General features: G+C 63.9%; 19 protein-coding genes. 8 read left to right on the forward strand and 11 right to left on the reverse strand.

Translation table 11 applies throughout. The features are described 5' to 3' along the window. The first annotated feature begins 150 nt into the window (after nt 1-150). Nucleotides 151-630, forward strand: a complete 480-nt coding sequence (locus BFN67_RS07850) for a MaoC family dehydratase (protein WP_080919164.1) — start codon at nt 151-153, stop codon at nt 628-630. A gap of 120 nt (nt 631-750) precedes the next feature. Here BFN67_RS07850 and BFN67_RS07855 read toward each other — a convergent pair whose 3' ends face one another. The 5 genes from BFN67_RS07855 to BFN67_RS07875 all read right to left on the reverse strand — a co-directional run bounded on the left by BFN67_RS07855 (nt 751) and on the right by BFN67_RS07875 (nt 6,246). Then, nucleotides 751-984, reverse strand: a complete 234-nt coding sequence (locus tag BFN67_RS07855; protein WP_080919076.1) for a hypothetical protein — start codon at nt 982-984, stop codon at nt 751-753. Nucleotides 985-1,049: 65 nt separating this feature from the next. After that, nucleotides 1,050-1,697: a sarcosine oxidase subunit gamma gene (locus BFN67_RS07860; RefSeq protein WP_080919077.1), complete on the reverse strand. Its 648-nt coding sequence runs from the start codon at nt 1,695-1,697 to the stop codon at nt 1,050-1,052. Beyond that, a complete protein-coding gene (locus tag BFN67_RS07865; protein ID WP_080919078.1) occupies nt 1,690-4,686 on the reverse strand; it encodes a sarcosine oxidase subunit alpha in 2,997 nt (998 codons plus the stop codon). The genes BFN67_RS07860 and BFN67_RS07865 overlap by 8 nt, the downstream gene beginning before the upstream one ends. Next, nucleotides 4,686-4,982, reverse strand: a complete 297-nt coding sequence (locus BFN67_RS07870) for a sarcosine oxidase subunit delta (protein ID WP_080919079.1) — start codon at nt 4,980-4,982, stop codon at nt 4,686-4,688. The genes BFN67_RS07865 and BFN67_RS07870 overlap by 1 nt, the downstream gene beginning before the upstream one ends. A gap of 10 nt (nt 4,983-4,992) precedes the next feature. Continuing rightward, the gene (locus BFN67_RS07875; protein ID WP_080919165.1) at nt 4,993-6,246 is read right to left on the reverse strand and encodes a sarcosine oxidase subunit beta; all 1,254 of its coding nucleotides are present in this window, start codon (nt 6,244-6,246) and stop codon (nt 4,993-4,995) included. A 244-nt stretch (nt 6,247-6,490) separates the two neighbouring features. Between BFN67_RS07875 and BFN67_RS07880 the strand changes: the two genes are divergently transcribed. From BFN67_RS07880 to BFN67_RS07900, 5 genes are all read left to right on the forward strand, one after another. Continuing rightward, nucleotides 6,491-7,264 (forward strand): SDR family oxidoreductase, encoded by a 774-nt coding sequence (locus tag BFN67_RS07880; RefSeq protein WP_080919080.1) that lies wholly within the window; start codon nt 6,491-6,493, stop codon nt 7,262-7,264. Between the two features lie 87 nt (nt 7,265-7,351). Next, nucleotides 7,352-8,857 (forward strand): helicase HerA domain-containing protein, encoded by a 1,506-nt coding sequence (locus BFN67_RS07885; RefSeq protein WP_080919081.1) that lies wholly within the window; start codon nt 7,352-7,354, stop codon nt 8,855-8,857. A 146-nt stretch (nt 8,858-9,003) separates the two neighbouring features. Next, entirely contained in the window at nt 9,004-9,261 is a 258-nt protein-coding gene (gene rpsU, locus BFN67_RS07890; protein WP_080919082.1) for a 30S ribosomal protein S21, read from the forward strand. Nucleotides 9,262-9,471: 210 nt separating this feature from the next. Continuing rightward, nucleotides 9,472-10,317, forward strand: coding sequence for a tetratricopeptide repeat protein (locus tag BFN67_RS07895; RefSeq protein WP_080919083.1), 846 nt, complete (start codon nt 9,472-9,474; stop codon nt 10,315-10,317). A 158-nt stretch (nt 10,318-10,475) separates the two neighbouring features. Continuing rightward, nucleotides 10,476-10,955: a DUF992 domain-containing protein gene (locus tag BFN67_RS07900; RefSeq protein WP_080919084.1), complete on the forward strand. Its 480-nt coding sequence runs from the start codon at nt 10,476-10,478 to the stop codon at nt 10,953-10,955. 59 nt (nt 10,956-11,014) lie between these two features. On the opposite strand, the gene coaBC is transcribed toward BFN67_RS07900, so the two are convergent. From coaBC to ubiE, 5 genes are all read right to left on the reverse strand, one after another. Beyond that, the gene (gene coaBC, locus BFN67_RS07905) at nt 11,015-12,238 is read right to left on the reverse strand and encodes a bifunctional phosphopantothenoylcysteine decarboxylase/phosphopantothenate--cysteine ligase CoaBC (protein WP_080919085.1); all 1,224 of its coding nucleotides are present in this window, start codon (nt 12,236-12,238) and stop codon (nt 11,015-11,017) included. Nucleotides 12,239-12,262: 24 nt separating this feature from the next. Further along, nucleotides 12,263-12,664 (reverse strand): type II toxin-antitoxin system VapC family toxin, encoded by a 402-nt coding sequence (locus BFN67_RS07910; RefSeq protein WP_245295185.1) that lies wholly within the window; start codon nt 12,662-12,664, stop codon nt 12,263-12,265. Next, on the reverse strand, nt 12,661-12,921 hold the full coding sequence (locus BFN67_RS07915) for a FitA-like ribbon-helix-helix domain-containing protein (protein WP_080919086.1): 261 nt from the start codon (nt 12,919-12,921) through the stop codon (nt 12,661-12,663). Before BFN67_RS07915 ends, BFN67_RS07910 begins: the two co-directional genes overlap by 4 nt. Before the next feature lie 84 nt (nt 12,922-13,005). Continuing rightward, a complete protein-coding gene (gene ubiB / locus BFN67_RS07920; RefSeq protein WP_080919087.1) occupies nt 13,006-14,580 on the reverse strand; it encodes a 2-polyprenylphenol 6-hydroxylase in 1,575 nt (524 codons plus the stop codon). A gap of 13 nt (nt 14,581-14,593) precedes the next feature. Beyond that, complete coding sequence (gene ubiE / locus BFN67_RS07925; protein WP_080919088.1) at nt 14,594-15,370, reverse strand: bifunctional demethylmenaquinone methyltransferase/2-methoxy-6-polyprenyl-1,4-benzoquinol methylase UbiE; 777 nt, start codon at nt 15,368-15,370, stop codon at nt 14,594-14,596. 231 nt (nt 15,371-15,601) lie between these two features. Between ubiE and upp the strand changes: the two genes are divergently transcribed. Then, nucleotides 15,602-16,231: a uracil phosphoribosyltransferase gene (upp, locus tag BFN67_RS07930; protein WP_080919089.1), complete on the forward strand. Its 630-nt coding sequence runs from the start codon at nt 15,602-15,604 to the stop codon at nt 16,229-16,231. A 1-nt stretch (nt 16,232) separates the two neighbouring features. Here the strand turns inward: upp and BFN67_RS07935 are convergent, their stop codons facing one another. Beyond that, complete coding sequence (locus tag BFN67_RS07935) at nt 16,233-17,201, reverse strand: AraC family transcriptional regulator (RefSeq protein ID WP_080919090.1); 969 nt, start codon at nt 17,199-17,201, stop codon at nt 16,233-16,235. Between the two features lie 72 nt (nt 17,202-17,273). Here BFN67_RS07935 and BFN67_RS07940 point away from each other — a divergent pair, with 72 nt between their 5' ends. Next, nucleotides 17,274-18,512, forward strand: coding sequence for an MFS transporter (locus BFN67_RS07940; RefSeq protein WP_080919091.1), 1,239 nt, complete (start codon nt 17,274-17,276; stop codon nt 18,510-18,512). The last annotated feature ends 45 nt before the right edge of the window (nt 18,513-18,557 follow it).

Below are 18,557 nucleotides of genomic sequence, written 5' to 3' on the forward strand. Positions count from 1 at the left end.
CGCGAAAACGACCAGCGCCGCCAGCTTCCGGCACACGCGCTTCACCCGGTGACATTGCCGGCACAAGGCTCTATGTGTGCGGACCGTGCCGGCCTGCAACCGGCGGAAAAGCGATCCGGCGACGATGGCCGACAGCGTGGAGACCACCGGGTGGAACCGATCAGTCTGGATACTCTTCTGGCCAATGTCGGCAAGGAGGTTGGCGTGTCGCCCTGGCGCGTGGTCACGCAGACCATGGTGGACCAGTTCGCCGATGCCACCGACGATCACCAGTTCATCCACTGCGATCCGGAGCGGGCAGCGAGAGAAACGCCCTTTGGCGGCACGATCGCGCATGGCTTCCTGCTGCTGTCATTGCTCTCTGCCATGACCTTCGAGACATTGCCGCCGCTGGAAGGCGGCAAGATGGGCGTCAATCACGGCTTCGAGCAAATCCGGTTCCTGGCGCCGGTCAAGACCGGTTCGCGCATCCGCGCCCGTTTCATGCTGAGCGAGGTCAAGGCGCGCCCGTCCGGCTGGGTGCAGGCGACGCATGACGTGACCATCGAAGCCGAAGGCGTGCGCAAGCCGGTGCTGAGCGCGCGCTGGCTCACCCTCACCTTCGTCGATCCCGAAACGCGGAACGCGTAATACCGACGGTTCCCAATTCCGATCCCTGCATTGGGTGCGCCCTTCGAGGCTCACCCTGTGGGCGGGCGCGAACTTCTTTCATGCCGAGGTGCGAGCGGCCTTTCGCCGAAGCCCGCAAACCTACGACTGGCGCTTTTTCTTGCCGGGAACGTTCTTGGGATGACCCGGCTGATACGGTGCGCCGGGAATGCTCGATCCGGTGATCGACACCGGGTCGCTGGCAGGGAAGGTGTCGTCCAGCCCTTCTTCCAGCTCCTCCTCATCCAGCGCGGCGCGGCGCGATCGCTCCAACGAGCGCACGGCCCCGGATTTTTCGTGCCCTTTGCCCTGCGGGGATTTCGGCGAACCGGACATGACGCATCTCCTGGTATCTGCCAGCTTGGAACGACACAGAAAGAAGAAGGTTCCGTCGGCTCCGTTCAAGCCGCGGCGTCGCGCGCGGCCTCGCTGAGAAACGTAAAGACATAATCCGAGAAGGACCGCCAGCACTCGATACGGAAGCTGTCTTCTGCCGCACGGTAAAGCACGATCTCGGCCTTGCCAAGCACTGTGCGCGACACAGCGCCGACCGGGAACACCGCGAGCGACAGATCCTGCGGGCAGCCCGCGCTCACGGTTGCCTCGCAGGCCGGCCCGGTGACGGCGATCGCGACGTTGCGGTGCGAAATGCCGACCGCGGAATGCAGCGCCTTGACCCTGGCGCAATCCGCCAACGGATCCTTGCCGCCTTCGTCGATCACCATCCATTCATCCGGCCCAAGCCAGAACGCCAGGCGGCCCGCCTTGGCGGCGGAGGTTTTCGGCTTTGCCGGCAAGGTCACTCCAAGCGCCCTGGACAGCGCCGCGACCGAGTCTTCCGGCGCGCGCAGCGAAACGCGCTCGGCTGGCGGCAACGGCGTAACCGTCACCCCGGCGGCAGAAAAGACGCGGCCGGCCAACGCCTCGCGTCGCTCGACGGTGACCGCATCGCCAGTTTGCGCCTCTTTTTTCGCCGCCTGAACGCGTTTGGTTCTCTGAACGTTTTTAGCTCCTTGAACGCTCTTAACCCCCTGACTACCCTTAACCATTGAGGTGCTCCCCCTTCTCGTCGAAGAACACGGTGCCGGTCACTTCCACCTCGATGGTGCGGTCGGGCATCGGCACATGGAGCGTCTCGCCCATGCGGTCGCGTCCCCCGGCAACCAGCGCCAGCGCGATGGAACGACCACAATTTTCCGACCAATAGCTCGACGTGACATGACCGATCATCGTCATCGGCACCGGCTGGTTGGGATCGGCGACGATCTGCGCGCCCTCCTCCAGAACGACTTTCGGATCCTTGGTCTTGAGCCCGACGAGTTGCTTGCGCCCCGGAGCCACGAGATCGGGCCGCTTCATGCCGCGAATGCCGACGAAATCGGTCTTCTTCCTGCCGATCGCCCAGTCGATGCCGGCATCGTTGACCGTCACCGTGCCGTCGGTGTCCTGGCCGACGATGATGTAGCCCTTCTCGGCGCGCAGAATGTGCATGGCCTCGGTGCCATAGGCACAGGCGCCATGCTTCTGCCCCTCGGCCCAAAGCGCCTCCCAGACAGTCTCGCCGTAATCGGCCGGCACATTGACCTCGAAACCACGCTCGCCGGAAAACGACATGCGGAACAGCCGGGTCGGCACGCCGCAGATTTTGCCTTCGCGCACCGACATATGCGGCATGGCCGCATCGGAAATGTCGATGCCCTCGACCAGCGGCGCAATGATGTCGCGGCTCTTCGGGCCCTGAACGGCAATCACCGCCCATTGCTCGGAGGTCGAGGTCAGCCATACCTTGAGATGCGGGAACTCCGTCTGGAGATAATCCTCCATATGGTTCATGACGCGTGCGGCACCGCCGGTGGTGGTCGTCACATGGAAGCGGTCTGCCGCCAGCCGGCCAACCACGCCGTCGTCATAGATGAAGCCGTCCTCGCGCAGCATCAGCCCGTAGCGGCAGCGGCCGGGATCGAGCTTCTGCCATGGATTGGTATAGAGCAATTCCATGAAGGCGGCGGCGTCCGGCCCGACAACCTCGATCTTGCCGAGCGTCGAGGCGTCGAACAGGCCGGCTGTCTTGCGCACTGTCACGCATTCGCGGTTGACGGCGGCGTGCATGTCCTCTCCGGCACGCGGGAAATACCAGGCGCGCTTCCACTGGCCGACATCCTCGAAGGCAGCACCGTTCCTTTCCGCCCAGTCGTGCATGGCGGTGCGGCGCGTCGGATCGAACAAACTGCCGCGCGCGTGGCCGACGATCGAACCGAAAGTCACCGGCGTATAGGGCGCGCGGAACGTGGTCAGCCCGACTTCGGGGATCGCCCTGGAAAGCTCGTCCGCCGCGATGGCCAGCCCGTGCATGTTGGACGTCTTGCCCTGGTCGGTCGCCATGCCGTTGGTGGTGAAACGTTTGACGTGCTCGATCGAACGCATGCCCTCATGCACGGCCTGACGGATGTCCTTGGCGGTGACGTCGTTCTGGAAATCGACAAACGCCTTGACGGTGGTGCCCGCCTCGGCGCCCGGCGCCGCGCCCAGCATGCCGCGCGACCAGACCTCGTCGGCCTCGACCTTGGGCTTGGCCGCCTTCGCCGTCTTGCCGCCCGCGTCCTTCGCCGCCTTCAGGCCGGCCGCATAGGCTTCGTCCATGCAGGTCGAAAGCTCGTCGGTGCCGTTGCAGCCGCCGATGGAAATGCAATCCTGCGCATAGGTGCCGGGCAGGAAGCGCTTGACCTGCTCGTTGAAGGCGACCTTGCCACGCGACTGCGAAAACAGATGCACCGAAGGCGTCCAGCCGGCCGACATCAACAGCGCATCGACGGGAATCGTGCGCTGGTTCTTGCCGCCGGTGCGCGGCTGCACGGTCATGGAGGAAATGCGCAGCTTGCCGCCGACGCTCACCACCGCGCGGCCGCCATGGATCTCGATGCCGGCCGCGCGCGTCTGGTCGATCAGGTCGCCGGAGGGGTTGTCGCGCAGGTCGACGATCGCCGCGACATTGACGCCGGCTTTCTTGAGGTCGAGCGCCGCCGCATAGGCGGAGTCGTTGGCGGTATAGACGCCGACATTCCTGCCGACCGCGACGCCGTAATGGTTGAGATAGGTGCGCGCCGCCGACGCCAGCATGATGCCAGGCCGGTCATTGTCGGCAAACACCATATGCCGCTCGATGGCGCCGGTGGCGAGAACGACGCGCCTGGCGCGAACCTGCCACAGCCGCTCACGCGGCTGATCCATGCCGGGGCTGGAAAGATGGTCGGTGACACGCTCCGTCAGCCCGACGAAATTCTGCGCGTAATATCCGAACGCGGTCGTGCGGGTCAGCACGCGCACATTCGGCATCGCCTTCAGCCGCGCCGCGATCCCCTGCGCCCAGGTCCAGCCATCCTGTCCTTCGATCCGGGCGGCACTTTCAAAGCGCAGCGCCCCGCCGAGTTCCGCCTGCTCATCGACGAGGATCACCCGCACGCCGCTTTCGGCCGCCGCAAGTGCTGCCGCAAGCCCGGCGGCGCCGCCGCCCAGCACCAGCACCTCGCAATGGGCGAAGCGGGCGGAATAGTGATCCGGATCGGGCTGGTCGGGTGAAACGCCAAGCCCTGCCGCCTCACGAATCTTCGGCTCATAGAGCGATTTCCACGCCGCCTTCGGCCACATGAAGGTCTTGTAATAGAAACCGGCGGAAAAGAACGGCGAGGCAACGTCGTTGACCGCGCCCACATCGAAGGAAAGCGACGGCCAGCGATTTTGCGAAACCGCCGTCAGCCCGTCATAAAGCTCCTGCACCGTGGCGCGCACATTCGGCGTCTTGCGCGCCGCATCGCGATGGATGCCGACCAGCGCGTTCGGCTCCTCCGCGCCGGCGGACAGGATGCCGCGCGGGCGGTGATATTTGAACGACCGGCCGACCAGATGCACGCCATTGGCGAGCAGTGCCGAGGCCAGCGTGTCGCCCTCGATGCCGGAATAGGGCTTGTCGTCGAAGGTGAAGCGCGCGGTCTTGGCATGGCTGAAACGGCCGGCGCCGGAAATGCGGAAGGAATCGGCCATTACTTTGCAACTCCCGGCAGCTTCTTCGGCTTCGGCTCACCGGCCTTGTAGGTCATGACGAACTTGTCGCTCACCGTGTCGCGCACCGCGTTAAAGAAGCGCGCGCAGCCGTGAATGTGGCGCCAGCGCTCATAGATGATGCCCTTGGGGTTCGAGCGGATGAAGAAGAAGGCCTCGAAATCCTCGTCGCTGATCGCGGCGATGTCGGCCGGGCGCGCGACATGCGCCTCGCCGGCATTGCGGAATTCGAGTTCCGGGCGCTCTTCCTCGCAATAGGGACAGCGGATCAAAAGCATCGGCTTTTCCTCAGTGCGCGACGGCGGCGGCCGCCGCCTCGTCGATCAGCCGGCCGGTGCGGAATCGCTCCAGCGTGAACGGCGCGTTGATCTTGTGCGGCTCGTCGCGCGCGATGGTATGGGCAAAGACATCGGCCGAGCCGGGTGTCGCCTTGAAGCCGCCGGTGCCCCAGCCGCAATTGACGTAAAGGCCCTTCACCGGCGTCTTGGCCAGGATCGGCGAGCGGTCCGGCGTGACATCGACAATGCCGCCCCATGAACGCAGCATCTTCATGCGCGTGAAAATCGGGAACATCTCGCAGATCGCATCGAGCGTATGTTCCAGAATGTGCAGCCCGCCGGTCTGCGAATAGGAAATATACTGGTCGGTGCCCGCCCCGATCACCAGTTCGCCCTTGTCCGACTGCGAGATATAGGCGTGCACCGTGTTCGACATGACCACGCATGGCACCACCGGCTTGACCGGCTCCGAGACAAGCGCCTGCAAGGGATAGCTTTCCAGCGGCATGCGCACGCCGGCCATGTTCATCAGCACGGAGGAATGGCCGGAGGCGACCACGCCGACCTTCTTGGCGCCGATGAACCCCTTCGATGTTTCCACGCCGGTGACGGCGCCGTTGGCCGCGCGCTTGATGCCGGTAACCTCGCAATTCTGGATGATGTCCACGCCGCGCGCCGAGGCCGCCCGCGCATAACCCCAGGCAACCGCGTCGTGCCGCGCCGTGCCGCCGCGCCGCTGCAAGGCGGCGCCCATTACAGGATAGCGCGCATGGGCGGCGATGTTGAGCGGCGGGCAATAGGCCTTGGCCTGCTCCGGCGTCAGCCATTCATTATCCACGCCGTTCAGCCGGTTGGCATGGATATGGCGCTTGAACACCTGCACGTCATGGATGTTGTGCGCCAGCATCATCACGCCACGCGGCGAATACATGACGTTGTAGTTGAGGTCCTGGCTGAGTCCGTCCCACAGTTTCAACGCGTGGTCGTAGATGCCGGCCGATTCGTCATAGAGATAATTGGAGCGGATGATGGTGGTGTTGCGGCCTGTATTGCCGCCGCCGAGCCAGCCCTTTTCCAGAACGGCAATGTTGGTGATGCCGTGTTCCTTGGCCAGATAATAGGCCGTGCCCAGCCCATGCCCGCCGGCGCCGACGATGATGACGTCGTACTCTTTCTTCGGCTCGGGCGAACGCCATTGCGCCTCCCAGCCCTTGTGGCCGCGCATGGCCTCGCGGGCGATGGCGAATACCGAATATTTCTTCACGTTGTCCTGCCTCGCCAGAATCTCGCTTGTGACGGCCGCCCTTCGTCCCGCCGGCCGCGCGATGTGTATCACTAGCGAAACGCGCCTGCCAGTCTTGCACTGTTTGCGACGGCCATTGCCGCTTTGCGCAGGCATCGCGGGTGCACGTCGCCGTGCTTCGCACGTATCGGGTGGTGACGAGACAGCCAAATTGCCACTTGCGATCCCTGCCGGCAAGACCGCCGCCCCTCAAAAAGGAATCGTCATGTCTACACTCGCCAACCCCACACTCGCCAACAAGGCCGCCATCGTCACCGGCGCCAGTTCCGGTATCGGTCGCGCCACCGCCACGCTGTTCGCCGCGCAGGGCGCCAAAGTCGTTGTTGCGGCAAGAAGGCAGGCGGAACTCGATGAACTGGTGGCTGAAATTGTCAACGATGGAGGTCAAGCCGTCGCGCTCGCCGGTGACGTAAAGGATGAGGCCTATGCAAAAGCGCTGGTCGACATTGCGCAAGAGCGATTCGGTGGATTGGACATCGCCTTCAACAATGCCGGCACGGTTGGCGTAATGGGGCCAATCAGTGAGTTGACACAGGACGAATGGCGCGACGTCATCGACACCAACCTGACCAGCGCTTTCCTGGCGTCGAAATATCAGATCCCCGCCATGCTGAAGCGCGGCGGCGGCTCGCTGATCTTCACCTCGAGCTTCGTCGGCCACACTGTCGGCATGCCGGGAATGGCATCCTACGCAGCCAGCAAGGCCGGACAGATCGGCCTGATGCGGGCACTGGCGGCCGAATTCGGCCCGAAGGGCGTGCGCGTCAACGCATTGCTGCCGGGCGGCACCGACACCCCGGCCGCGACCTTCAAGACGCCCGAATCCCGCATCTTCGTCGAAGGCCTTCACGCCCTGAAGCGTGTGGCACAGCCCGAAGAAATTGCCCATTCGGCGCTTTTTCTGGCATCGGATGCGTCGAGCTTCACCACAGGTACGGCGCTGTTTGCCGACGGCGGCGTTTCCATCAATCGCACCTGAGCCCAGGATAGATCGCATCTGTGGGTAATTTCCCCGGTCTGTTCGATTCGCGCCGAACCGGTGCTAGGAGGACAGCGAGGTGATGCGATGAAGGTGGATATTGAGATGGGCGCGGCGGCCCCAGGCAAGCCGGCCATGCTCGATCTGGAAGAACTGCTGGCGACCCGTTTGCTCGTGCAGGGCAATTCGGGCTCCGGCAAGTCGCATCTGCTGCGCCGTCTTCTGGAGCAGAGCGCGCCATGGGTGCAGCAATGCGTCGTCGACCCGGAAGGCGATTTCGTCACGCTGGCCGATCGATTCGGCCATGTCGTCGTCGATGCGCAGCGAACCGAAGCGGAACTGACGCGCATTGCCGGCCGTATCCGCCAGCATCGCGTCTCGGTCGTGCTCAATCTCGAAGGGCTGGACGTCGAGCAGCAGATGCGCGCCGCCGCCGCCTTTCTCGGCGGCATGTTCGATGCCGAGCGCGATTTCTGGTATCCGGTGCTGGTGGTGGTGGACGAAGCGCAGCTTTTCGCGCCCGCTGCCGCCGGCGAGGTCTCCGACGAAGCCCGCAAGCTCTCGCTCGGCGCCATGACCAATCTGATGTGCCGCGGCCGCAAGCGCGGCCTTGCCGGTGTCATCGCCACGCAGCGCCTCGCCAAGCTTGCCAAGAACGTGGCGGCGGAAGCCTCCAACTTTCTGATGGGCCGCACCTTCCTCGATATCGACATGGCGCGCGCCGCCGATCTGCTCGGCATGGACCGCAGGCAGGCGGAAATGTTCCGCGACCTCGCGCGTGGCCGTTTCGTAGCACTTGGTCCCGCGCTGTCGCGCCGCCCTTTGCCCGTCACCATCGGAAATGTCGAAACCTCGGCGCGTTCGCTCAGCCCGAAGCTGACGCCGCTGCCCGAAACGCCCGAAGACGCGCGCGACCTGATCTTTACCCCCGGACCGGAGGAGCCGCGCGCGCCGGCACGCCGCACGCCGCCACCACCGATGCCGACCGCCGAACTGATTGCTCAGCTTTCTCGGCCGGCGCCCGCACCCGAAAAGCCCGCTCAACCGGTTTTCGACATTATCGACGAAGCGGAGCGCGAAGCCGGCATCGACACCGTCATGCGCGAAATACTGGACGACCCGGACGCCGCCTTTCGCACCGATGCGGTGCTTTATCAGGATTTTCTGGTGCGCTGCCGCATTCGCCGCGTGCCGGGCGAGCCGCCGGCCCTGCCGGCCTTCCGCCGCAAGCTGGCGGTGGCGCGAGCCGGCGTCGAGGGCGATGCCTCCCATGGCGACACATGGCAGGCGGCGCTCAAGCTCTCCGAGGATGTGGCCGAGGATTTGCAGGGCGTGTTCCTGCTGGTCGCACGCGCGGCCGTGGCCGGCGAGCCCTGCCCCTCGGATGCCGTGCTGGCACGCGCCTATGGCAGCCATTCGCCACGTCGCGCGCGCCGCCTGCTGGCCTTCTTCGAGGAGCGCGGCCTGCTGGTCGTGCGCATCGACTTTCATGGCCACCGTGTCCTGGCCTTCCCCGATCTCGGCTGCGAGACGGCGCCCGGCGATCCGGATGCGCCAGATGCGGCATCACCGGCGCAAGATGTCGCCGAGTAATACGACAAGTCTTGTATGGACAAGGACAGGCGGTTCTGCTATCAGCCCCTCCAATTCGCGGCGGAGGCCGTCGCGGGGCAGTTGGGTATGCCTAAAGCACATATGCCCGCCGCTCAATGGTAACAACCTGAAAGACAGGAACGCCCGTGCAGGTACTCGTCCGCGACAACAATGTTGACCAGGCGCTTCGCGCGCTCAAGAAGAAGATGCAGCGTGAAGGCATCTTCCGCGAAATGAAGATGCGCGGGCATTACGAGAAGCCATCGGAAAAGCGGGCTCGCGAGAAGGCCGAGGCGGTTCGCCGCGCCCGCAAGCTGGCGCGCAAGCGTGCGCAGCGTGAGGGCTTGCTGCCGATGCCGCCTCGCCCCGCGATGGCAGCGGGCGCCGCCCGCGCGCCGCGCTGATAACGCCAGGTTTTCGTCCTTTTTGAAGGATATGGGTGGCGCGATGCGGAATCGCCGCCACCTTTTTATTTTCTCTGCGTTATGATCGGGCTATGAAGGGGTAGACCGGCGCAGCGGGCCGGCTCGCCAAAGGCATGGACTCGGCAATCGGGCATTGGCTTCGAGCCGGGACATGTATGAACCGGGAATGCAGGTGAGGATAAGGCTGGGATGGATGCTTTGACCGGAGAGAGCGGAACCAACTGGCGCAATCTTGCACTGGCAGCAACTCTGATTTCAGGTCTGGCGCTCACCGGCTGCCAAACCTCGCCCACCGCCGGCTTTGCCAATATCGACCCCGCACAAGGGTCCAGCGAGAACATCAGTTCGCTGACCTCGGTCATCAATAGCGATCCCCGCAATCCCGAATCCTACAATGTGCGTGGCTCCGCTTATGGCCGCGCCGGAAAATATCGCGACGCGCTCAAGGATTTCAACACCGCGATCCAGCTCAACCCGAACTACTACCAGGCCTATTCCAATCGCGCGCTGATCCAGCGCGGCCTTGGCGACCAGCAGGCGGCGCTCGCCGACTACAACCGCGCCATCCAGATCAATCCGAACTATGACGCCGCCTATATCGGCCGCGGCAATCTCTACCGCAAGGCGGGCCGCACCATGGACGCCTTCAACGATTTCCAGAAGGCAATCCAGCTCGACACCACCGACCCGCGCGCCTATCACAATCGCGGCCTGATCTATCAGAGTCAGGGGCAGCACAAGCTGGCCATCGAGGACTTCTCGACCGCCATTTCGCTGGCCCCCGACGCTGCCGAGCCTTACAATGGACGGGGTTTGTCCTACCTCGCGCTCAATCAGGAGGACAACGCCTTCGCCGATTTCAACACGGCGATCCGGCTGGATAAAAAGAGCGCCGAGGCATGGGCCAATCAGGCATTGGTCTATGAGCGGCGCGGCGACAAGGCCCGCGCGGCCAAATCCTATGCCGAGGCCCTGCACCTCAATCCCAAATACCAGCCGGCCAAGGACGGTCTGGCCCGCACCCGCACAAGCTGACCGTCGCACGCCGTCAGGGCGTGCAACATTGTGTGAACGGACAGCTCTCGCGCCTGTTTGCGCCACGAAGGCGCCATGCTTTCACGGAACGGTTGTGCTGCTGCGCCGTTATACGGTCGCGCCATTATTGGAATGAAATTTTCAGAAAGGATCTTCCCATGATCAGGAACATCATTTGCGCTACCGCCATGCTCGGCGCGCTTGCCCTGGCTGCGCCAGCCGCCAATGCCGGCACTCTTAAAGTGGGTATGCTGGATTGCTGGATCGATGGTGGTTCCGCTTATGTGATCGGCTCCGACAAGCGGGTGACCTGCCGGTTCCAGCCGACCCATAGCGGTCCGACGGAACACTATACCGGGATGATCTCCAAGCTCGGCATCGATCTCGGCCAGACGGCCCATGGCGAACTGGTCTGGGCCGTGCTTGCCGCCGGCAACGACTACGAAGCCGGTAATCTCGCCGGCAAATATTATGGCGTGAACGCCGAAGCCTCGGTCGGCTACGGCGGCGGCGCCAATGTGCTGCTGGGTGGCTTCGACCGCTCCTACTCCCTGCAGCCGGTGAGCATTCAGGGCCAGGCCGGCCTGAACCTCGCCGTGGCCGTCACCTCGCTCGAACTCACGCACGCGCTGAAATAAAATCATCCGGTCCGGCGGAGCTACGTGCTTCGCCGGACTGCTTCAACGCCATCCGGCGGTTATCCTCCCAGCCGTTCGGCGATGAGACTTGCAAGGCGGGCCGCCACCTCATCCTTGCTCATTTCAGGCCATTCCTCGATACCTTTGTGGGAAACGATGCGCACCCGGTTGCGCTCCCCGCCCATAACGCCGCCCGCGCCGATGCCGCTATCATGCGAAACATCGTTGGCGACAATGATGTCCGCTCCCTTTTTCTTCAGCTTCGCTTCTGCGTTGGCCACGAGATTCTGAGTTTCGGCGGCAAAACCGATCACCAGACGCGGGCGTTTTTCATGATGGCCGACCGTGGCGAGAATGTCGGGGTTTTCGACCATTTGCAGCAGTGGCGGACCTTTACCGGCAATCTTCTTGATCTTTTCGCCAGCCGAATCTGCCATACGCCAATCAGCCACCGCCGCGACAAAGACGGCAGCATCGGCGGGCAAAAACTGTTCGACCGCCTCGCGCATATCCTGCGCCCGCTCGACATGGATTGTGTCGACGCCCGCCGGATCGGGGATGGCAACCGGGCCGGAAACCAGCCGGACGTCTGCGCCGAGCCGGGCAAGTGCCGTAGCGATCGCGTGCCCCTGCTTGCCCGACGACCGGTTGGCGAGATAGCGGACTGGGTCGATCGGCTCATGCGTCGGGCCGGACGTGACGATGACCTTTTTGCCGGCGAGCGGCTTCGCCCCGGCATCGAGCAGCGTCTCGACCGCCGCCACGATCTCCAGCGGTTCGACCATGCGGCCGTCGCCGGCCTCGCCGCTTTCCGCCATCTCGCCTTTGCCGGGACCGGCGAACCTGACGCCGTCCGCTTCAAGCGTCACGCGATTGCGGCGGGTGGCCGGATGCGTCCACATTCTGGGATTCATCGCCGGCGCCATCAGCACCGGCTTGTTCGTTGCCAGAAGCACCGCCGAAGCGAGGTCGTTGGCGAGCCCATTGGCCAGTTTCGCCATCAGGTCGGCCGTGGCCGGCGCGACCACGATCAGATCGGCCTCGCGCGAAAGCCGGATATGGCCGACATCGTGCTCGGCCTGCCGGTCGAACAGATCGGTGAAGACATGGTCTGCGCTGAGCGCCCCGACCGAAAGCGGCGTGATGAATTGCTGAGCCGCCTCCGTCATGACGCAACGCACCGCAGCCCCGCGCTCGCGCAAGCGGCGTATCAGGTCGAGCGCCTTGTAGGCGGCAATGCCGCCGCCGATGACAAGCAGGACATGCTTGCCGGAGAGGGTCATATCCACGGTCGCTCCGCTCCGAGGTCAAACCGGCCCGAGCGCCGGCACAATGTCGGTATGGATGAAATCGTCGCCCTTGAAAAGCAGCGGCAGGTTCCGCGTTCTGGCCAGCGCATAGGAAAAGCAGTCGCCCAGATTGAGGTTCGCCCGATGTCCAGTGCCTCGGCCGAAGCGCGCATGAGCCGATACGGCCACCTCGGCAAGTTGCCGATCGAAGGCAACAATCTCGAATTGCAACCCGGCTGCAAGCGCATGCAGCCGCCTTGTTCCGTCGAGACCGAGCCTGTTACCGACGACGATACCCGACTCGACCCAGGTCGGTGCAGATACGAAAACCGGATCGGCCTGCATCCGGCGGGCCAACATCTCGGCCTCGGGTTCGGCGGCAAGGAATGCAAATATAGCGGAGGTATCGACGACGATCACCTCGGCCTGTCGCCTTCATAAAGGTAGCCCCAAACCTCGTCCTGAGCCTGTTTGAGATCAAGCGGCTGGTCAGGTTTGCGCGAAAGTCTCATGATCTCGTCCAAGGAGGCTTTCGGCCTCTGGCGGTGATCGTTGTTGACGTCCCGCGTAAGGACGTCTCTTATTTCCTGTTCCATCGACACGCCGCGCCCAGCCGCGCGCTCGCGGAGCGCTCGCTTGACGGACATGTCGAGATTCCTGACCGTTACGACACTCATGGCAACCTCCTGCGGCCATATATAGAGAATGACAGCAATGCTTTCAACGAAAGCATTGCTGTCACGCGCAGCGAGAAAATTTCCTCACAAGTGCATCCAGCCGATCCAGATCAGCGTCAGGGCGATCACCCACAGCGCCAGCCGCCCCGAGCGCGAATGCCGCGCCTCGGCCTTGCCGATGGCGTGCGCCGTCGCCTCGTCGAAGCGCAGCCCATTTTCGGCCATCGCGTCCAGTTCGCGCGACAGCCGCTCAGTGCGGGCGGCCATGTCTGGGAATTGACGGGTGAGCTTGAGCAGCGCGCCCACCCCCTCGCGCGCATCTTTCAACATGCCGCTCGGCCCGAGATTGGAGCGAATCCAGTCGCCCACCACCGGTTCAGCCGTCTTCCACATGTTGAAGGCGGGATCGAGCGTGCGCGCCACGCCCTCGACCACCACCATGGTCTTTTGCAGCAATATGAGCTCCGGCCGCGTCTGCATGTCGAACAGTTCTGTCACCTCGAACAGAAGCGTCAGCAGCTTGGCCATGGAGATGGTTTCGGCCGGCTGGCCGTGGATCGGTTCGCCGATGGCGCGGATCGCCTGTGCGAAGGCCGCGACATCGTGTTTTGCCGGCACATAGCCAGCCTCGAAATGCACCTCTGCAACGCGGTTATAGTCGCGCACGATGAAGCCATAGAGGATTTCGGCAAGGAAGCGGCGCTCCTTGTGCCCCAGCCGGCCGACAATGCCGAGATCGACCGCCACGATGGTGCCGTTCGCCTCCACGAACAGATTGCCCGGATGCATGTCGGCGTGGAAGAAACCGTCGCGCAGCGTATGGCGCAAAAACGACTGGATGAGATTGGCCGCAATCGCCTTGAGGTCGTGGCCGGCCGCCCGCATCGCGGTCAGATCGTTCATCTTGACGCCGTCGACCCACTCCATCGTCAGCACATCGCGGCCGGTGCGCTCCCAATCGACAGCCGGCACGCGGAAACCCGGATCGTCCCTGGTGTTCTCGCCCAGTTCGGAAAGAGCCGCCCCCTCCAGACGCAGATCCATTTCGATCTTGGTGGTCTGGGCCAGCGTTTCGGTCACCTCGACCGGCCTCAGCCGCCGCGACGACGGCATATAATACTCCTGAAGGCGGGCAGCGAGAAAGAAGCTTTCGAGATCGTGCAGGAAGCGGCGGCGAACGCCGGGCCGGATAACCTTCACCGCAACGCGTTTTCGGCCGGCTTCACCCTCGACTTCGGCGGAGTGGACCTGCGCGATGGACGCGGCCGCCACGGCATCGCCAAAGGAAGAAAAGAGATCGCCCACCGCGCGGCCGAGCGAAGCCTCCACCGCCGCCGTCGCCGCCGCTTTCGGGAAGGTCTGCATCTTGTCCTGAAGCAGCGCGAGATCGACGGCGATGTCGTTGCCCACCACGTCAGGACGGGTTGCGAGGAACTGGCCGAGCTTCACATAGGACGGGCCAAGCCGTGCGACGGCGCGCGCCAAACGGTCGCTGCGCTGCTGGCGAAGCGCGCGGCGGCGCGTCAGAAGCCGCGCGACGCGCCAGCCGAATTTCGGCAGGCCCGAAAGCTGGTCGCCCGGCAGAGCCGCCACGACGCCTTCGCGCACCAACACCCAGCCGGCCCTGACGAGCCGGAAAGCGGCACCCGGCGTACTCATTCGCCAGCCGACCTCAAAGCTTCCAGCCCGAATGCAGCGCCGCTATGCCGCCGCTGTAGTTGCGGAAGGTGACGCGCTCGAAACCGGCACGCCCGATCATCGCCGCGAAATTACGCTGATCGGGGAACTTGCGAATCGATTCGACCAGATAGGAATAGGGTTCGCCATCGCCCGTCACCAGCCTGCCTATGGGCGGGATAGCCTTGAACGACCACGCTTCATAAAGCTTGTCGAGCAGCGGCATGTCGACATCCGAAAATTCAAGGCAAAGGAAGCGCCCGCCCGGCTTCAGCACACGGAACGCCTCGGCAAGCGCGGCGTCGATGCGTGGCACGTTGCGAATGCCGAAGGCGATCGTATAGGCATCGAAGCGCCCGTCCTCGAACGGCAGTTCCTCGGCATTGGCCTCGATGAAATCAACATTGCTGTCCAGTTTCTTCTTTTCCGCGCGCTCGCGCCCGACCGAAAGCATCGAGCCGTTGATGTCGAGCACCGTGGCATGCGCCTGGCCGCCGCTCGTCTCGACGATGCGAAAGGCGATGTCGCCGGTGCCGCCGGCAACGTCGAGCACCTGCCAACCCGGCCGCTTCGGCGGATTGAGCCATGCCACCATCGCGTCTTTCCAGACCCGGTGCAGGCCAGCCGACATCAGGTCGTTCATCACGTCGTAGCGCCGAGCGACCTTGTGGAACACCTCATTGACCAGGGGCTGCTTGTCCTGCGCCCCGACTTTCCTGAAACCGTAGGAGGTTTCCATGCCGCCGCCGGCGGTGGTTCTCTCAACTGACATTGTCGCAATCCGTCATGAAATCGGCGCGACCATAGCCGATCGGTAATGCGCGCGCCATTGTTTAAGACCGTCTCGCAGCGCGGTGTTCAGCCGCGCAGGGTCAGGCTGGCCCGAAGACATGATGTGATTTGTGGACTTCTGCCGTGCATCGGACCCGGCACCGGGACAAAGACTCGCCAAAGCTTTCACCATTCACTATTCACGATTGATCTCACCATTTCGGAGGACCCCATGAAGGGCGTGACCGTCGTTGACCATCCGCTGGTCCAGCACAAGCTGACCATCATGCGCAACAAGGAGACATCGACGGCCGGCTTCCGGCGACTTCTGCGCGAGATTTCGCTGCTTTTGTGCTACGAGGTGACACGTGACCTCGAACTCACCACGATCAGGATAGACACGCCGGTCGAGCCGATGGACGCACCGGTCCTGGAAGGCAAGAAGCTGGTCTTCGCTTCGGTGCTGCGCGCCGGCAACGGTCTGCTGGAGGGGCTTCTCGACCTCGTGCCGGCGGCACGCGTCGCCCATATCGGCCTCTATCGCGACCATGATACGCTGGAAGCGATCGAATATTTCTTCAAGGCGCCGAGCGATCTCGCCGACCGGCTGGTAATCGTGGTCGATCCGATGCTGGCGACCGCCAATTCGGCCATCGCGGCCATCGACAAGCTCAAGGCGCGCGGCGCCACCAATATCCGCTTCCTGTGCCTGCTCGCCGCCCCCGAAGGCATCGAGCGTTTCACCGCCGCGCATCCCGATGTGCCCGTCTATACCGCCTCGATCGACCGCCAGTTGAACGAAAAGGGCTATATCATGCCCGGCCTCGGTGATGCCGGAGATCGCATGTACGGCACGAAATAATTCAGGCCTGGGCCGCCTCCGGCCCCCCGCGGCCCCTGAAATGACTTGGCGGCGCGCCGATCACACGCTTGAAGGCCCTGCTGAACGCGGCTTCCGATTCATAGCCAAGCCTGGAGGCGACCACGGAAATCTTCAGCCGGTCGCGGGAAAGCCATTGCCTCGCCTGGTGCATGCGCACTTCGGTGACGTATTTCAGCGGCGGCTGGCCGACAATGCCGGTGAAGCGTTCAGCAAAGCCTGAACGCGAGGCGCCCATCATGCGCGCCAGAATTTCCACCGTCCATTCGCGATGCGGCTCAAGATGGATCGCCGCCAGCACGCGGCCAATGTCGCGGTCGCGCACCGCCGCGATCCAGCCGGCGGAATCGCCGCAATCCCCTTCCACCCATGCGCGGATGATGGTGGCGGCAAGCACATCGGCAAGCCGGGCCAGTATGCCGCCGGCGCCTACCCGCTCCATCGTCACCTCACGCGCCATGGCGTCCAGCAGATGCGCGACGGCGGGCTCCTGCGCATCCAGCCCATGCGTGCGCATGACGGCAGGCATCATGCCCAGCAGCGGATGCAGATTGTCGAGGTTGAAATACATCACGCCGTTGAACAAAAGCGTGCCCGGCCGGCGACCCTCGCTCGACAGGCAATAGACGTTGCGGCAAAGCTCGCTCACCTGATAGCCGGCGATCGGCCAGGTTTGCGCCTGCGGGTCGCTGGCCAGCACATGCGCCGCGCCGCTCGGCAACAACACGGCGTCACCGGCCTTCATCTCGACCCATTCCCCGTCTGGCTGCTTCAGCCAGCAATCCTTGCGGCCGATGAAATGGAAATGGGCGGCTTCCTGCGACGGGAATTCGATGCCCCACGGCTCCTTCATCTCGCAGCGTCCGTAGCGCACGCCCTCCAGGCGCAGGCCGCGCAATATGTCGGTCAGTGGATCGCCGGTAATCGGAAGTTTGGACGAACGGTCAAGCATGATGGCGTTTCTAACATGGAAACTCCAGGCCGTCACAACCATTTTCCGGACCCAATCATTCGGAGAACCACCATGACCAATTCAGCGACGGGCGCCCTTGAAACGCCTCTGGACGCTGCCTCCATTGCCGGCACCGAAACCCGAATCGAGCCGGGCGCGCGTTCGCTGCCAGCCTGGGGCGCCGTCTTCTCTCTCACCATGGGCGTTTTCGGGCTGGTGACGACGGAATTTCTTCCCGTCAGCCTGCTGACCCCGCTGGCGCAGGACCTTGGCGTCAGCGAGGGCGCCGCCGGCCAAGCCATAACCGCCACCGCTATCGTCGCGGGCATTGCCGCTCCCACCCTTGCCATAGCCACCAGGCGGATCGATCGCCGCCATGTGATCCTGGGGCTGACGCTGCTGCTCATCCTGTCCAATCTGATTGCCGCCTTCGCCGATTCTTTGCCGATGCTGCTGGTCGCCCGCGTCCTGCTCGGCATCGGGCTTGGCGGCTTCTGGTCGATGGTCGGCGCGCTCACCATGCGGCTTGTGCCAAGCGAGATGCTCTCGCGCGCCATGTCGATCGTCATGGCCGGCGTTTCGGCAGCGACCGTCACGGCCGCACCGATCGGCGCCTATGTCGGCTCCATCTGGGGCTGGCGCGAGGCCTTCCTGCTGGCCGGAGGCGTTGGCATCGTGGCCCTGCTGATCCAGCTTTTCACCTTGCCACGCCTCCCGCCGGTTACTGTCGCCAGCTTCGGCGCCCTGGTCGATGTCAGCCGCAATCCGGCAATCAGAATGGGCCTCCTCGCCATATTGCTGATCGTCTCGGGCCATTTCGCCGGCTTCACCTATGTCCGCTCCTTCCTCGAGCAGGTGCCGGTCTTCGGCGTCGAAGCGATTTCGCTGGTGCTGCTCGCCTTCGGCATTGGCGGTTTCATCGGAAATCTCGCCGGCGGCTTCATCGCGGAACGCAACCTCAAGACGGCCATGTACCTGCCGCCTTTCCTGATGGCAGTGGCGGCCATCGCCCTGCTGGTCGGTGGCACTTCTTCGACGGTGACGGCCATAGCCATCACGCTTTGGGGCTTCGCCTTCGGCAGCATGCCGGTGGCCGTGCAGACCTGGATGGTGCGAGCCGCGCCGAAGGAAGCCGAAAGCGCAGGCGGGCTGATGGTCACGGCGTTTCAGGTCGCCATTGCCTCCGGCGCGATTCTCGGCGGCCTGCTGGTGGACAATGTCGGCGTGTCCAGCGTCTTCATCTTTTTCGGCCTGATCGCGCTGCTGGCAACGGGTGTGATCGGCGGCTTCGCCCGCGCTCCCAAAGCCTGAGCCCGAAAGTTGCAGATTTTTCAGATAAGATCATGCGATAAAACC

This window comes from Manganibacter manganicus (assembly GCF_002075885.1).
In the GTDB taxonomy this organism is placed as follows: domain Bacteria; phylum Pseudomonadota; class Alphaproteobacteria; order Rhizobiales; family Rhizobiaceae; genus Mesorhizobium; species Mesorhizobium manganicum.

Bases quoted from the DNA above. Each gene is read 5' to 3' on its own strand.
- BFN67_RS07855 (WP_080919076.1), bottom strand. From the start codon at position 984: ATGTCCGGTTCGCCGAAATCCCCGCAGGGCAAAGGGCACGAAAAATCC.
- BFN67_RS07860 (WP_080919077.1), bottom strand. From the start codon at position 1,697: ATGGTTAAGGGTAGTCAGGGGGTTAAGAGCGTTCAAGGAGCTAAAAAC.
- BFN67_RS07865 (WP_080919078.1), bottom strand. From the start codon at position 4,686: ATGGCCGATTCCTTCCGCATTTCCGGCGCCGGCCGTTTCAGCCATGCC.
- BFN67_RS07870 (WP_080919079.1), bottom strand. From the start codon at position 4,982: ATGCTTTTGATCCGCTGTCCCTATTGCGAGGAAGAGCGCCCGGAACTC.
- BFN67_RS07880 (WP_080919080.1), top strand. From the start codon at position 6,491: ATGTCTACACTCGCCAACCCCACACTCGCCAACAAGGCCGCCATCGTC.
- BFN67_RS07885 (WP_080919081.1), top strand. From the start codon at position 7,352: ATGAAGGTGGATATTGAGATGGGCGCGGCGGCCCCAGGCAAGCCGGCC.
- BFN67_RS07895 (WP_080919083.1), top strand. From the start codon at position 9,472: ATGGATGCTTTGACCGGAGAGAGCGGAACCAACTGGCGCAATCTTGCA.
- BFN67_RS07900 (WP_080919084.1), top strand. From the start codon at position 10,476: ATGATCAGGAACATCATTTGCGCTACCGCCATGCTCGGCGCGCTTGCC.
- coaBC (WP_080919085.1), bottom strand. From the start codon at position 12,238: ATGACCCTCTCCGGCAAGCATGTCCTGCTTGTCATCGGCGGCGGCATT.
- BFN67_RS07915 (WP_080919086.1), bottom strand. From the start codon at position 12,921: ATGAGTGTCGTAACGGTCAGGAATCTCGACATGTCCGTCAAGCGAGCG.
- ubiB (WP_080919087.1), bottom strand. From the start codon at position 14,580: ATGAGTACGCCGGGTGCCGCTTTCCGGCTCGTCAGGGCCGGCTGGGTG.
- ubiE (WP_080919088.1), bottom strand. From the start codon at position 15,370: ATGTCAGTTGAGAGAACCACCGCCGGCGGCGGCATGGAAACCTCCTAC.
- upp (WP_080919089.1), top strand. From the start codon at position 15,602: ATGAAGGGCGTGACCGTCGTTGACCATCCGCTGGTCCAGCACAAGCTG.
- BFN67_RS07935 (WP_080919090.1), bottom strand. From the start codon at position 17,201: ATGCTTGACCGTTCGTCCAAACTTCCGATTACCGGCGATCCACTGACC.
- BFN67_RS07940 (WP_080919091.1), top strand. From the start codon at position 17,274: ATGACCAATTCAGCGACGGGCGCCCTTGAAACGCCTCTGGACGCTGCC.